We start from the raw sequence: 14,611 nt of genomic DNA on the forward strand, positions 1-14,611 counted from the left end.
CCGCTCCAGCACGGCTACAAGTCGCCGTCCGCTGAGCGCCCGCGCGGCGGAGCCGCAGATCGACACAGCCCCCCTGAAGAAGGGCGCTAGCGGTCTGCCTTGGATTTGTAGCCTCTGCCCCATTGGAGGCCCCAGCCGTAGAGGCGGTCGAGTTCGGCCTGGAAGCCGTAGACGAACTTGACCTCGCGGCGGACCATGATCTCGCCCTTGACGTTCTCGATGAGGACGATGGCGCAGGAGCGGGCCTGGGGGTGGCGTTCGTCGAGGCTGATCTCGATGCGGGGGCCGTTGCTGGGGTAGAGGGTGACCATCGCCTGGGTGCGGTCGAAGGCGGGGGTCTGGTCGTAGATGTAGGCGAAGACCAGCAGGCGCTTGATGCTGTCGCGGTGGTCGAGGTTGACGTAGATCGTCTCGCCCGAGGCGGAGCCGAAGCGGTCGTCGCCGCTGAGCTTGACGTACGGCGGGGCGTTGACGTCGCCGAGGAAGCCGCCGAGCGGCTGGACGACGCCCCTGGTGCCGTCCTGGAGCTCGTAGAGGCAGCCGAGGTCGAGGTCGACGTTGACCATGCTCTGGCTGTGGCCCATGACCTCCGGGGGCTTCAGGGCCCGGAAGGGGTGGCGCAGCAGACTCTCGCGCTGCGGGCCGCCGATGTCGGAGGTGCGCATGCGCCAGGCCAGGTTGACGCGGAGATGGCCGGTGGCGGCGCCCTGCTTGGTCAGGGAGACCTGGCTGTGCCGTTTGGTCAGCTCGATCGCGTTGGACGACGCGCTGCCCGAGTCGAACTGGATGTCCCGCCCGCGCCAGAGTCCGTCGAGCCAGCCCATACCCGCCCCCAAGTCGTGTGGTCCCCGCGAACCGCCTGCGGGGCGGCGCCGGAGGACCCGGTCCTCGACACCGCCCCGCTCGAAGCGTTCCTCACCCGTGAGGGTGTCACACCCCGGAGGAGACCTCGGTCTTCTCGTCCGATCCCGCTTCCCCGCCGGCGGCGGCCAGCGCGCGGTTGCGGCGGACGGAGGACCAGAAGGACCAGGCGATGAGAACGACACCGATCATGCCGGTGATGATCTCGCTGATCTGGTACTGGATGGTCACCAGGAGGATCACGGCGAGGGCGCCGATGGCGTAGTGGGCGCCGTGCTCCAGGTAGACGTAGTCGTCGAGGGTGCCCTGGCGGACCAGGTAGACCGTGAGCGAACGGACGTACATCGCGCCGATGCCGAGGCCGATGGCCATCAGGACGATGTCGTTGGTGATGGCGAAGGCGCCGATGACACCGTCGAAGGAGAAGGACGCGTCCAGGACCTCCAGGTAGAGGAACATGAAGAACGCGGCCTTGCCCGCGAGGACGATCGCGGGACGTGGCTTGCCGGCCCGCTCCGCCGCCTCCTCGGCCTCGTGCTCACGCTCCTCCTCCTCTTCGAGCCTGTCCTCGAAGAAGCCGGAGAGACCGCCGACGATCATGTACGTGATGAGGCCGGCGACGCCGGACAGCAGGACCGTCTCCGCCTTGTCGGCCGACCCGTCGTGCAGGTGCGCGTGCGTCGCGAAGGTCATCGAGGTGATGAGCAGGACGATCAGGGCGACGCAGACCGACAGCATGTCGATCTTGCCCAGCTTGGCCAGCGGGCGCTCCAGCCAGGCCAGCCACTTGATGTCCCGGTCCTCGAAGATGAAGTCCAGGAAGATCATCAGCAGGAACATGCCACCGAACGCCGCGATCGACGGGTGGGCGTCGGTGACGAGCTGCTCGTACCGGTCCTTGTCGGTGAGTGCGAGGTCGACGGCCTCGATCGGTCCCATCTGCGCGCTGACGGCGACGATGACGACGGGAAAGACCAGACGCATACCGAAGACGGCGATGAGCACACCGATCGTGAGGAAGATCTTCTGCCAGAAGGCACTCATCTTCTTCAGGATTCCGGCGTTGACCACCGCGTTGTCGAACGAGAGCGAGATCTCGAGTACGGAGAGGATCGCCACGATGCCGAAGGCGGTCCACCCCCCGTAGAAGACCGCCGCGACCAGGCCGAGCGCGGTGACCGCGAACGACCAGCCGAAGGTTTTCAGAACCACTGGCTACCCAATCCTTGTTGGGGGACCTCCCACACGGAGTGTGGGGGACGGTCTCCCCCGAGCCGTACTCGGCTTTACGAAACGTTGACGAAGTCTATTCTGCGGCGCCCCGGACGGGCCAGGAGGGTTTTCCGACCGGGGCGCACCCGTTACCGAGTACCGATGGGCGGCGCACCGTCAGGTCCCGGTATCGACCGGAACCTGACGGGCGCCGGGGGTCGCGACGGCCCGGACCGGGCCGGCCCGCGACGTCTCCGGCCCTACGAGACGTGGACCCCGAAGTCCAGGGCGATGCCCCGCAGTCCGGACGCGTACCCCTGGCCCACCGCCCGGAACTTCCACTCCGCCTGGTAGCGGTACACCTCGCCGAAGATCATGGCGGTCTCCGTGGAGGCGTCCTCGCTCAGGTCGTACCGTGCCAGTTCCTGGCCGTCGGCCTGGTTGACGACCCGGATGAAGGCGTTGCTGACCTGGCCGAAGGTCTGGCCCCGCTCGTCGGCCATGTGGATCGAGACCGGAAAGACGATCTTGTCGCACTGGGCCGGGACCCTGGACAGATCGATGATCAGGGACTCGTCGTCGCCGTCACCCTCACCGGTGAGGTTGTCGCCGGTGTGCTTGACCGAGCCGTCGGGGCTGGTGAGCTGGTTGTAGAAGATGAACCACTCGTCGCCCATCACCCGCCCGCCGTTGCACATCAGGGCGCTGGCGTCGAGGTCGAAGTCGGCTCCGGTGGTGGAGCGTGCGTCCCAGCCGAGGCCGATCAGCACCTGCGTGAGGTTCGGTGCGGCCTTGGACAGGGAGACATTGCCTCCCTTGGCGAGCGTGACGCCCATATTGCTGGTCCCTCCCCGAGGTGATGCTTATGTGGCTGTCCTGCACGTCCGGCGCCGCACGTAAACCGTGCGACGCCGGACAAAGACCTTCAGGTCGTGTGTCGCCCTGGGACCTTCGGGTCGCGTTCTCGCCCTGGATCGGCTCAGACGTTGACGCCGAAGTCCTGCGCGATGCCGCGCAGGCCCGAGGCGTAGCCCTGGCCGATGGCGCGGAACTTCCACTCCGCGCCGTGCCGGTAGAGCTCACCGAAGACCATCGCGGTCTCGGTCGAGGCGTCCTCGCTCAGGTCGTAGCGGGCGATCTCCGCCTCACCGGCCTGGTTCACGACGCGGATGAACGCGTTGCGGACCTGGCCGAAGGACTGCTGGCGGTTCTCGGCGTCGTAGATCGAGACCGGGAACACGATCTTCTCGATGTCGGCCGGCACGGCCGCGAGGTTGACCTTGATCTGCTCGTCGTCGCCCTCGCCCTCACCGGTGATGTTGTCACCGGTGTGCTCGACCGAGCCGTCGGGGCTCTTGAGGTTGTTGAAGAAGACGAAGTTGGCGTCGCTGGTGACCTTGCCGGTGTTGTTCAGCAGCAGCGCGCTGGCGTCCAGGTCGAAGTCCGTGCCGGTCGTGGTGCGCACGTCCCAGCCCAGACCGATGATGACCGCGGTCAGGCCCGGGGCCTCCTTGGTCAGCGATACGTTGCCGCCCTTGCTGAGGCTGACTCCCACGAGTCCTCCATTGGTGTCCAGGGGCGGGGTGCCCCGTCGTGCGTTGATAACGGATCAAACGATTCGATCCTAGTGACGGGTTCCCGTGGCCCGCAGGCCGCGGGGTGAAGAATCAGAGGGTGTCGAGCGCCGCGACGTACTCGCCGAGGTCCCGCGCGTCCGGCAGGGCGTTGACGACGCTCCAGCGGACCACGCCCTCCTTGTCGACGACGAAGGTGCCGCGCACCGCGCAGCCCTTGTCCTCGGCGAAGACGCCGTAGGCGCGGGAGACCTCGCCGTGCGGCCAGAAGTCGCTGAGCAGCGGGTACTCCAGGCCCTCCTGCTCGGCGAAGACGCGCAGGGTGTGGATGGAGTCGTTGGAGACGGCGAGGACCTGCGTGTCGCGGTCGGCGAACCTCGGCAGGTTGTCGCGCACCTCGCACAGCTCGCCCGTGCACACGCCGGTGAAGGCGAACGGGTAGAAGATCACGACCACGTTCTTCTCGCCGCGGAAGTCGGACAGCCTCACGGTGCGGCCGTGGTTGTCCTTGAGCTCGAAGTCCGGGGCCTTCTCGCCGACCTGGATGGCCATCTCGGGCAGTTCCCTTCGCTGGGCTGTTCGGGTGGGAACAGCCTACGAGGCGAGCGGCGCACACCGGCGGACGGACCGAGCACACGCTCGGTTCGTCCGCCGGTTTCGCGACGAGGCCGGGGCTCAGCGCTTCTTGGCCGCCGACTTGGGCGTGACCAGACGGCTGGCGTTCCAGTCCTTGCCCGCGTTGATGCTCTTGCTCTGGGACAGGCCGGCCGTGGTGGCGGCCTCTCCGATGTCACTGGGCTCGACGTAGCCGTCGCGGCCGGTCTTCGGCGTCAGGAGCAGGATCTGGCCGCCCTCCTCCATGTACGCGATGGCGTCCACCAGCGCATCGGTCAGGTCCCCGTCGTCCTCGCGGAACCAGAGCACCACGGCGTCGGCCACGTCGTCGTAATCCTCGTCGACGAGCTCGGTGCCGGTGGCCTCTTCGATGGCCTCACGGAGCTCCTGATCGGCGTCGTCGTCGTAGCCGATCTCCTGGACCACCTGGTCGGGCTGGAAGCCCAGCCTGACGGCCAGGTTCGTCTCCGCGTGGTCCGCGGTCGCGCTCACGGTTTGCCTCCTGATCATGTTTTGGGAATAACTCAGCCACGCGCGTGCGCGAAGCATTGGCCGTAGTCCACACGTGCAGGGCGGATCGCGCAAGTACCCGGCCGTGCAGACCGCCGAAACGGTGACGATCCTGGCGGTGTCACCGCAACTCCAGGCACTCCTCCGTGATCAAAGGTGACACACACCACACCTTTCTGCCCCCTATGGGCGTTTGAGAACCCTATGTGAGTACGAGTCTCGAACGAGATTCCACCGACATGCCGGGTCTGCCGGTTACCTCACGGTAGAGATGACGTTTGCCGCCCCGAGGTACACGATGGGGAGCGGTGCAGGCAGAGACGACACGGCCCTCGACAGGTAAGGAACAGCGTGGCTCCCGGATCCGATCGCAATCCGATCATCATTGGCGGCCTTCCCAGCCAGGTTCCCGACTTCGACCCCGAAGAGACCCGGGAATGGCTCGACTCCCTGGACGCCGCCATCGACGAGCGCGGCCGTGAGCGGGCCCGCTATCTCATGCTGCGGCTGATCGAGCGGGCCCGCGAGAAGCGGGTGGCCGTGCCCGAGATGCGCAGCACGGACTACGTCAACACCATCGCCACCAAGGACGAGCCGTTCTTCCCGGGCAACGAGGAGATCGAGCGCCGGATCCTCAACGCCACCCGGTGGAACGCCGCCGTGATGGTCTCGCGCGCCCAGCGCCCCGGCATCGGGGTGGGCGGCCACATCGCCACCTTCGCCTCCTCCGCCTCGCTGTACGACGTGGGCTTCAACCACTTCTTCCGGGGCAAGGACGAGGGCGACGGCGGCGACCAGGTCTTCTTCCAGGGGCACGCCTCGCCGGGTATCTACGCGCGCGCGTACCTGCTCGACCGGCTCGGCGAGGACAACCTGGACGGGTTCCGCCAGGAGAGGTCGAAGGCGCCGTACGGACTGTCCTCCTACCCGCACCCCCGGCTGATGCCGGACTTCTGGGAGTTCCCGACCGTGTCGATGGGCCTCGGTCCGATCGGGGCGATCTACCAGGCGCGGATGAACCGCTACATGCACGCGCGCGGCATCGCCGACACCTCGAGGTCGCAGGTGTGGGCGTTCCTCGGCGACGGCGAGATGGACGAGCCGGAGTCGCTCGGCCAGCTGACCATCGCCGCGCGCGAGGGCCTGGACAACCTCACCTTCGTGGTCAACTGCAACCTCCAGCGGCTCGACGGCCCGGTGCGCGGCAACGGCAAGGTGATCCAGGAGCTGGAGTCGGTGTTCCGGGGCGCCGGCTGGAACGTGATCAAGCTGATCTGGGACCGCTCCTGGGACCCGCTGCTCGCCCAGGACCGCGACGGCATCCTGGTCAACAGGATGAACACCACCCCGGACGGGCAGTTCCAGACCTACGCCACCGAGTCCGGCTCATACATCCGCGAGCACTTCTTCGGCGACGACCAGCGGCTGCGCGCGATGGTCGAGGGCATGACCGACGACCAGATCCTGCACCTGGGCCGCGGCGGTCACGACCACAAGAAGATCTTCGCGGCGTTCTCCGCGGCCCAGGCGCACAAGGGCCAGCCGACGGTGATCCTGGCCAAGACGGTCAAGGGCTGGACGCTGGGCCCGAACTTCGAGGGCCGCAACGCCACGCACCAGATGAAGAAGCTGACGGTCGACGACCTCAAGCGCTTCCGCGACCGGCTGCACCTGCCGATCTCCGACAAGAACCTGGAGGGCGGGCTCCCGCCGTACTACCACCCGGGGCGCGACTCCGAGGAGATCCAGTACATGCACGACCGCCGCAAGGGGCTCGGCGGGTACGTCCCCACGCGCGTGGTGCGCTCGAAGCCGCTGGCGCTGCCGGACGACAGCACGTACGCGACCGTGAAGAAGGGCTCCGGGCACCAGTCCATCGCCACCACCATGGCGTTCGTCCGGCTCCTCAAGGACCTGATGCGGGACAAGGAGCTCGGCAAGCGGTTCGTACTGATCGCGCCGGACGAGTACCGCACCTTCGGCATGGACTCGTTCTTCCCGAGTGCGAAGATCTACAACCCGCTCGGACAGCAGTACGAGTCGGTCGACCGCGAGCTGCTGCTCGCCTACAAGGAGTCGCCGACCGGGCAGATGCTGCACGACGGCATCTCCGAGGCGGGCTGCACGGCCTCGCTGATCGCGGCGGGCTCGGCGTACGCCACGCACGGCGAGCCGCTGATCCCGGTCTACGTCTTCTACTCGATGTTCGGTTTCCAGCGCACCGGCGACCAGTTCTGGCAGATGTCCGACCAGCTGGCGCGCGGCTTCGTCCTGGGCGCGACCGCCGGACGCACGACCCTGACCGGTGAGGGCCTCCAGCACGCGGACGGCCACTCACAGCTGCTGGCCTCGACCAACCCGGGCTGTGTGGCGTACGACCCGGCCTACTCCTTCGAGATCGCGCACATCGTCCAGGACGGCCTGCGGCGGATGTACGGCGGCTCCGAGGAGCACCCGCACGGCGAGGACGTCTTCTACTACCTCACCGTCTACAACGAGCCCATCCAGCACCCGGCCGAGCCGGAGAACGTCGACGTCGAGGGCATCCTCAAGGGCGTCCACCGCTTCGGCGAGGGCACCTCCGGGTCGATCCCGGCGCAGATCATGGCCTCCGGTGTGGCCGTGCCGTGGGCCGTGGAGGCGCAGCGGATCCTCGCCGAGGAGTGGGACGTGCGCGCCGACGTGTGGTCGGCGACCTCCTGGAACGAGCTGCGGCGCGAGGCTGTGGAGTGCGAGCAGCACAACCTGCTGCACCCGGAGTCGGAGCAGCGCGTGCCGTACGTGACGCGCAAGCTGTCCGGGGCGCAGGGGCCGTTCGTGGCCGTGTCCGACTGGATGCGGTCGGTGCCGGACCAGATCGCCCGCTGGGTGCCGGGGACCTACCAGTCCCTGGGCGCGGACGGGTTCGGTTTCGCCGACACCCGGGGCGCCGCCCGGCGGTACTTCCACATCGACGCGCAGTCGATCGTGGTGGCCGTGCTGACGGAGCTGGCGCGGGAGGGGAAGGTGGACCGGTCGGTGCTCAAGCAGGCCGTCGACCGGTACCAGCTGCTGGACGTCTCCGCCGCGGATCCCGGGGTGGCCGGGGGCGACGCGTAGGGGCCGGCTCCGGGAGGGCTCCCGCCGGGGTCTCCGGCGGGCATCGCGGTCGGCCGCGCGTGCCGCGTGCCACCGTACGATGCGGGCATGAAGGAACGAACGGCACAGGGCCGCTGGGAGCGAAGCACCCAGCGGCCCTTGCTGGCACTGGCCGTCCTGTTCGCGATCGCCTACGCGGTGCCGATCGTGGAGCCCTCCGCGAGTCGCTCGGTCACCCGCGCGTGCGAGGTGACCGAGTGGGTGGTGTGGGGGGCCTTCGCCCTGGACTACGTGGTGCGGCTGACGCTGTCGCGCGAGCGGTGGGCGTTCGTGCGGCGGCACTGGCTGGACCTGATCGCGGTGCTGCTGCCGCTGATCCAACCGCTGCGGTTGTTGCGTGTCGTGTCGACGCTGCTGCTGGTGGGGCAGCGGGCGCGGATGGCCTCGCAGATCCGGCTGACCACGTATGTGGCGGGGGCCGTGGTGGGGCTGCTGATGTTCGGGTCGCTCGCGGTGCTGTCCGTCGAGCGGGACGCGCCCGGGGGGAACATCCGGACGCTGGGTGACGCGGTGTGGTGGTCGTTCACGACGATGACGACCGTGGGGTACGGGGACCACGCGCCGACGACCGGTGCGGGGCGGGTGCTCGCCGTCGGGCTGATGCTGTCGGGGATCGCGCTGCTGGGTGTCGTCACCGCGAACATCGCGGCGTGGTTCATCGCGCGGTTCGAGCGGGACGACGAGGAGGAGCGGCGGCAGACGGAGGCGATCACGTTGCTGACCGAGGAGGTTCGCGCGCTGCGCGCGGAGGTCGCCGTGTTGTCCCGTGCGCGGGTGCCGGGTCCTTCGGAGGAGTCGGGCGCGTTCTGAGGGGGCTTGTTCCCGTCGTTCGGCGGGTGCGGGTCCGTCGTGGTCGCTCGCGCGGTTCCCCGCGCCCCCAAGACAGGGGCACGGGGAACTGCGCGACGGTCTTGGCGCCGCCCGTTTTCAGGGGCGCGGGGAACTGCGCGACGGTCTTGGCGCCGCGTCGGGCCTGTCGGAGAGGCCCTCTTGCAGTGCCCCGCAGGGAACCCGCGTCAGATGTGGCCCGCGCCGGCGACACCCGCCTCCGCGTTCGCGCCGCGCTTCGTGAGGAGGGCGACCAGGACGGCCACGCCCGCGACCCCCGCGGCGACCAGGGACGCGAGGCTCATGCCCGAGATGAAGGTGTCGTGGGCCACGTCCGTGATCTTGGCGACGATCTGCTCGGGCGTGCCCGGGGCGACCGGCGGCACGCCGACCTGAACCGCCTCGGAGGCCTTGCCGAGCTCCTCGGGGGTGAGCTCGGGCAGGCCCGCGCCGGTCCAGTTGCCCGCAAGGTCGCTGTCGACCTTGGAGGCCATGACCGCGCCGAGCACGGCCGTGCCGAGGCTGCCGCCGATCTGCATGGCGGCCTGCTGGAGACCGCCGGCCACACCGGACAGCTCCATGGGCGCGTTGCCGACGATGACCTCGGTGGCGCCGACCATGACCGGGGCGAGGCCCAGGCCGAGGAGGGCGAACCAGAGCGACATCAGACCGCTGCTCGTGTCCACCTCGAGGGTGGACATGCCGTACATGGCGAGCGCGGTGACCGCCATGCCGCCCGCGAGCGGCACACGCGGGCCGAGCTTGGTGATCAGGACGCCCGCGAGCGGGGAGCCGACGATCATCATGCCGGTCAGCGGCAGCAGATGCAGGCCCGCGTCGATCGGGCTCATGCCGTGCACGTTCTGGAGGTAGAACGTCACGAAGAACAGGCCGCCCATGAACGCGATGGCCATCAGGACCATCAGCACCACACCGGCGGACAGCGCGACCGAGCGGAAGAGGGTCAGCGGGATCAGCGGTTCGCGGACCCGGGTCTCCCAGAACGCGAACAGCGCGAAGCCCAGCAGCGAGGCACCGATGAACGTCCACGTCCGGCCGGCGCCCCAGCCCCACTCCGGGGCCTTGATCAGAGCCCACACCAGGCAGAACATCGCGCCGGACAGCAGGCCGATACCGAGCAGGTCGAAGGAGCGCGGGGCGTTCTCGGCCCGGTGGTCGAGCAGGATCATCGCGCCGAGGACTAGCGCGAGGACGCCCACGGGGACGTTGATGAAGAACACCGACTGCCAGCTGACGTGCTCGACCAGCACGCCGCCGAGGATCGGGCCGCCCGCGGTGGAGGCACCGATGACCATGCCCCAGATGCCGATGGCCATGTTCAGCTTCTCGGCGGGGAAGGTGGCCCGCAGCAGGCCCAGCGCGGCCGGCATCAGCAGCGCGCCGAACAGGCCCTGGAGGACGCGGAAGGCGACGACCGCGGCGATCGAGGAGGACAGGCCGATCGCGCCCGAGGCGGCGGCGAAGCCGACGACGCCTATCAGGAAGGTCTGCCGGTGGCCGAAGCGGTCACCGAGCTTGCCCGCGGTGATCAGGGTGACCGCGAGGGCGAGGAAGTACCCGTTGGTGATCCACTGGACGTCGGCGAAGCTGGCGTTCAGGTCCTTCTGGATCGCCGGGTTGGCGATGGCCACGATGGTGCCGTCGAGGGCCACCATCATGACGCCGACGGCGACGGTGAGCAGGGTGAACCACGGGTGCCCGCGCAGGCCCCGGACAGGCGCCGGGTCCGGCGGGGTGAGCGGTGTGCCGTCCCCCGGCCCCGTCTTGTCGATGGTGGTCTGACTAGTCATGCCCCGAGGCTAGTGACAGCCGCTGACAATTGACAAAAGAAATCAGTAGTCGGTAACTGACAGCTATGGAAACACTGCGCGAGCGCAAGAAACAGCGCACCCGGGACGCACTGGTCCGAGCCGCGTTCGAACTCTTCACCACCCGGGGCTACGAGCAGACCACCGTCGACGAGATCACCGAGACCGTCGAGGTCTCCCAGCGCACCTTCTTCCGCTACTTCGCGGGCAAGGAGGACGCCGCCCTCTGGGTCGCACACCTGACCGAGGAGCACTTCTACCAGGCCGTACACGCCCGTCCGGCACAGGAGCCGCCGCTGGAGGCGATGCGCCGGGCCGTGCTGGAGGGCTGGGACACCATCAGCGAGGTCATCGAGTCCGTCGTACCGCTGGAGCTGTATCTGCGGATGTGCCGGGTGATCGAGTCGACGCCGGCGCTGCTCGCCGCGCATCTGCGGCGGTCCGCCGACACCGAGGAGCGCTTCGCGCGGCTGATCGCCGAGCGCGAGGGCCTGGACGTCGACACCGACCTGCGGCCCCGGGTGGCGGTGGCGGTCTTCGGCGGGGTGATGCGGATGACCGAGCGGCGGTGGAGCGCCCGCGACGAACTGAACGTGGAGGCGATCCGTGAACTGACGACCGCGTACCTCGATCAGGTGGGACCGGCGCTCGCGGGGAGCTGGCGCACCCCCTGACCGGGCGTCCCAGGTCGCCGAACGTGACCACGGCCGTACGGTCCGAGAGAGCGTACGAATCGTCAAACGTGATCCCCGTCACTCAGTTCACGCGAGACCGTGTCGTTCTCCTAGTGTGTCCTCCCAGTGACTTCCTTCGACACCTCCCCGCAACTCAACGTCTGGCGCATGCTGCTCGCGCTGGCCGTGGTGTTCGTGATGCTGGCGACCACCGGCTGGACCGCCATGCGCGGCCACCGCACGACCACCGAGCTGGCGGCCTCGCTCTCCGCGTGGGAGCACGGCAGCATCGCCGGGCACCGGCTGCCCGACCCGGAGGCGGCGCCCGCGCTGCTGGCCGGATTCTTCGCCACGCTCACCGAGGGCCAGCAGACCTCGCTCGCCCGCCGCTACCCGCTCGCGGTGGGCAACATGAACGGTGCACCCGCCCAGTTGCGCTACCGGGCGAACCGCATCGCCCTCGGCAAGGCCCGCCGGGTCGAGCTCGCCCGTATGCACGACACACGCCTGACGGCCTCGGGCCAGCGTCTGGCGGGACGCCGGATGCACCGCCTTGAGTCCCTCATGGAGCCCGGACGGCAGATCCTCTCCTTCGATCCCGACGGCACCGGACGGGTCGCCGAGGTGCTCGGGGACCTCGACACGGCCGAGCGCGTCTCCGTCGTCGTCCCCGGCGTCGACACCGACCTGCTCACCTTCCAGCGCACCGACCGCCGCCACTCGGCCCCCGCCGGCATGGCCGGGGCGCTCTACGACGCCGAGCGCGCGGCGAGCCCCGGGACGCGGACGGCCGTCATCGCCTGGGCCGACTACACCGCCCCCCGCGGGCTGGGCATGGACGCGGCGACCGCGCTGCGCGCCGAGGCCGGGGCCGTACGGCTGAACGGGCTGCTGCGGGCGCTGCCCGGCGATGCCCCGGTGTCGCTGTTCTGCCACAGCTACGGCTCGGTGGTGTGCGGGGTGGGCGCGCGGTCCCTGCCCGGGCGGGTGACCGACATAGCGGTGGCCGGCAGCCCCGGCATGCGCGCCGAGAGGGCCTCCGGGCTCGGCACCGGCGCGCGGGTGTGGGCCATGCGGGACGCCGACGACTGGATCGAGGACGTGCCCCATCTGGAGCTCGGCGGCCTCGGACACGGGGCCGACCCGATGTCCGCCGAGTTCGGGGCGCGCGTGCTGTCGTCCCGCGACGCCCGGGGCCACGCGGGCTACTTCGTGCCGGGCACGGACAGCCTCAGGAACTTCGCCGAGATCGGCACCGGCGCGTACCGCGCGGTGGACTGCGCCGACGACAAGGACACGTGCCGGGCCGGTTTGTCCGACGGTGCGTCGGCCTGACGCGCGTAGAGGCGCGGGAACTGCGGTCCGCGCGGGGAGGGGACGGAGAAGCTCGTGCCGCATACGATGAGCCGCATGGGTGACGTACTGGCCGGATTTCATGCCGCCTGGGAGTTCGAGTCCGACTCCGTGCTCATCCGCTACGAACGGGGGATTCGGACACCCAGGCTGTTCCAGGCCCTGAAGGAGCGCCGGGTGCCGCTGGCGGCGCTGCGCGGGGTGTCGCTGACGCCGGGACGGCGGGGGACGGTGGTGCTGCGCGCCGAGCTGCGGCCGGGCGCCGATCCACTGCTGGAGGCCGCCGCCGGGCAGCTGAAGGAGACCAGCGATCCGTACCGGCTGGTGCTGCCGGCCGAGCGTGAGGTGCTGGCCGAGTACTACGCCGACGAGCTGCGGGCGGCGCTGCCCGGGGACACCGGGGCCGCCGACCGGTTCCTGGTGCCCGCGCCGGAGCCGTCGTTGCGGTTCAAGGCGTACGACGGGAAGGCGTCCTTCGACGGGTCGACCGTCGGGTTCCGCTGGTTCTGGACCGGGGCGTCCTCGGCGAAGTGGAAGGCCGGGGACCAGAGCTTCGGCCTCTCCGAGCTCAGCGGTGTCGAGTGGCGCTCGCCGGAGGTGTTCGAGGGGCATCTGCGGCTGCTGACCCGCGAGGGCGGGCAGCCCGCGCAGGCCGACCAGGACCCCGCGGCCGTGGTGTTCGGGCTCGGGTACGGGCCGGTGCACGAGTCCCTGCCGTTCGCCGCGGCGGTGCTGGCCGCGGTGCGGGACAAGGGGCCCGTGGCCGCGGTGCCGGCCGGACCCCGCAGGGACCCGGCCGACATCGCCGAGCGCATCCGGCATCTCGGCGAGCTGCACCGGGCCGGGCTGGTCACCGACGAGGAGTTCTCCGTGAAGAAGGCCGAACTCCTGGCCGAGCTCTAGAAGGGGGTGACTGCCGTCGGCTGGGCGAGGGTTCGTCCCGGCCGACGCGAACGCCCTGCCGGGGGCGGTTCGACTGCCGTCGGGCGGGTGCGGGTCCGTCGCGGCCGCTCGCGCAGTTCCCCGCGCCCCCAAGAAGGGGCGCGGGGAACTGCGCGAAGGGGGTCGAAGGGGCGAAGCCCCTGGGGGATGGGACGGGTAGGGGCGGCGGGGGCGAGGAAAGGGAGGGACTCGGCGCCCCGCGGCCCGGTGCGACCCCTTGATGGAGGTGGGGGTGGGGGGCGCATAGGGTCGGGGTATGTCGTTGAAGAGCCTCGCGTTGATCGAGAACTGGCCGGTTCCCACCGCTGCGGCGGGGGTCGTCCGGGCCGACGGTACGGTCCTGGGCACGCACGGCCCGGCCGGCCGGCGCTTCCCCCTGGCCTCGGTCACCAAGCCGCTGGCGGCCTACGCCGCGCTCGTGGCCCACGAGGAGGGCGCGATCGAGCTGGACGAGCCCGCCGGGCCGCCCGGCGCGACGGTCCGGCATCTGCTGGCGCACACCTCGGGCCTCGCCTTCGACGAGCACAGGGTGATGGGCGCGCCCGGCGAGCGGCGGCTGTACTCCAACGCCGGCTTCGAGCAGCTCGGCGACCACATCGCCAAGGCGACGGACATCCCGTTCCCGGAGTATCTGCGGCAGGCGGTGCTGGCGCCGCTGGGGATGGACGGCACCACCCTGGAGGGCTCCTGCGCCAAGGACGGCGTCTCGACGGTCGAGGACCTGCTGCGGTTCGCGGCCGAGGTGCAGGCACCGCGCCTGCTGGACCCGCGCACGGTGGCCGACGCGATGACCGTGCAGTACCCGGGCACCAAGGGCGTACTGCCGGGCTACGGCCACCAGAACCCCAACGACTGGGGCCTCGGCTTCGAGATCCGCGACGGCAAGTCCCCGCACTGGACGGGCACCTCGTCCTCCCCGCGCACCTTCGGCCACTTCGGGCAGTCGGGCACCTTCCTGTGGATCGACCCGGCCGCCGGCTCGGCCTGCGTGGCGCTGACGGACCGGGCGTTCGGGCCGTGGGCCGTCGAGGCGTGGCCGGCGTTCACGGACGCGGTGCGCGCGGAGCTGTAGGGC

General features: G+C 70.0%; 13 protein-coding genes. 6 read left to right on the top strand and 7 right to left on the bottom strand.

Annotated features, from left to right (window positions below; all coding sequences use genetic code 11):
* Window positions 1–86: 86 nt before the first annotated feature.
* The 6 genes from ACFYR0_RS19310 to ACFYR0_RS19335 all read right to left on the bottom strand — a co-directional run bounded on the left by ACFYR0_RS19310 (window position 87) and on the right by ACFYR0_RS19335 (window position 4,754).
* Window positions 87–824, bottom strand: coding sequence for a Tellurium resistance (locus ACFYR0_RS19310; RefSeq protein WP_389329077.1), 738 nt, complete (start codon window positions 822–824; stop codon window positions 87–89).
* A gap of 106 nt (window positions 825–930) precedes the next feature.
* The gene (locus ACFYR0_RS19315; protein WP_389329080.1) at window positions 931–2,073 is read right to left on the bottom strand and encodes a DUF475 domain-containing protein; all 1,143 of its coding nucleotides are present in this window, start codon (window positions 2,071–2,073) and stop codon (window positions 931–933) included.
* Between the two features lie 260 nt (window positions 2,074–2,333).
* Window positions 2,334–2,909, bottom strand: a complete 576-nt coding sequence (locus ACFYR0_RS19320) for a TerD family protein (protein WP_389329083.1) — start codon at window positions 2,907–2,909, stop codon at window positions 2,334–2,336.
* A 143-nt stretch (window positions 2,910–3,052) separates the two neighbouring features.
* Entirely contained in the window at window positions 3,053–3,628 is a 576-nt protein-coding gene (locus ACFYR0_RS19325) for a calcium homeostasis/redox stress adaptation protein (RefSeq protein ID WP_386380389.1), read from the bottom strand.
* Window positions 3,629–3,740: 112 nt separating this feature from the next.
* Window positions 3,741–4,199, bottom strand: a complete 459-nt coding sequence (locus tag ACFYR0_RS19330) for a peroxiredoxin (protein ID WP_386380388.1) — start codon at window positions 4,197–4,199, stop codon at window positions 3,741–3,743.
* Window positions 4,200–4,322: 123 nt separating this feature from the next.
* The gene (locus ACFYR0_RS19335; protein ID WP_356685671.1) at window positions 4,323–4,754 is read right to left on the bottom strand and encodes a DUF3052 domain-containing protein; all 432 of its coding nucleotides are present in this window, start codon (window positions 4,752–4,754) and stop codon (window positions 4,323–4,325) included.
* A gap of 369 nt (window positions 4,755–5,123) precedes the next feature.
* Between ACFYR0_RS19335 and aceE the strand changes: the two genes are divergently transcribed.
* Entirely contained in the window at window positions 5,124–7,871 is a 2,748-nt protein-coding gene (aceE, locus tag ACFYR0_RS19340; protein ID WP_389329088.1) for a pyruvate dehydrogenase (acetyl-transferring), homodimeric type, read from the top strand.
* A gap of 87 nt (window positions 7,872–7,958) precedes the next feature.
* Window positions 7,959–8,720 (top strand): potassium channel family protein, encoded by a 762-nt coding sequence (locus tag ACFYR0_RS19345; protein WP_389329091.1) that lies wholly within the window; start codon window positions 7,959–7,961, stop codon window positions 8,718–8,720.
* Window positions 8,721–8,926: 206 nt separating this feature from the next.
* Here the strand turns inward: ACFYR0_RS19345 and ACFYR0_RS19350 are convergent, their stop codons facing one another.
* Window positions 8,927–10,549: an MFS transporter gene (locus ACFYR0_RS19350; RefSeq protein WP_389329094.1), complete on the bottom strand. Its 1,623-nt coding sequence runs from the start codon at window positions 10,547–10,549 to the stop codon at window positions 8,927–8,929.
* A 65-nt stretch (window positions 10,550–10,614) separates the two neighbouring features.
* On the opposite strand from ACFYR0_RS19350, the gene ACFYR0_RS19355 reads away from it, so the two are divergent.
* The 4 genes from ACFYR0_RS19355 (at window position 10,615) to ACFYR0_RS19370 (ending at window position 14,608) form a co-directional block, all read left to right on the top strand.
* A complete protein-coding gene (locus tag ACFYR0_RS19355) occupies window positions 10,615–11,241 on the top strand; it encodes a TetR family transcriptional regulator (protein WP_389329097.1) in 627 nt (208 codons plus the stop codon).
* Window positions 11,242–11,367: 126 nt separating this feature from the next.
* Complete coding sequence (locus ACFYR0_RS19360; RefSeq protein ID WP_389329100.1) at window positions 11,368–12,576, top strand: alpha/beta hydrolase; 1,209 nt, start codon at window positions 11,368–11,370, stop codon at window positions 12,574–12,576.
* 66 nt (window positions 12,577–12,642) lie between these two features.
* On the top strand, window positions 12,643–13,497 hold the full coding sequence (locus tag ACFYR0_RS19365) for a DUF4429 domain-containing protein (RefSeq protein ID WP_389329157.1): 855 nt from the start codon (window positions 12,643–12,645) through the stop codon (window positions 13,495–13,497).
* Between the two features lie 295 nt (window positions 13,498–13,792).
* Window positions 13,793–14,608: a serine hydrolase domain-containing protein gene (locus ACFYR0_RS19370; protein WP_389329103.1), complete on the top strand. Its 816-nt coding sequence runs from the start codon at window positions 13,793–13,795 to the stop codon at window positions 14,606–14,608.
* The last annotated feature ends 3 nt before the right edge of the window (window positions 14,609–14,611 follow it).

Origin of the sequence: Streptomyces sp. NPDC005017, assembly GCF_042873115.1 — a bacterium.
Lineage (GTDB): Bacteria > Actinomycetota > Actinomycetes > Streptomycetales > Streptomycetaceae > Streptomyces.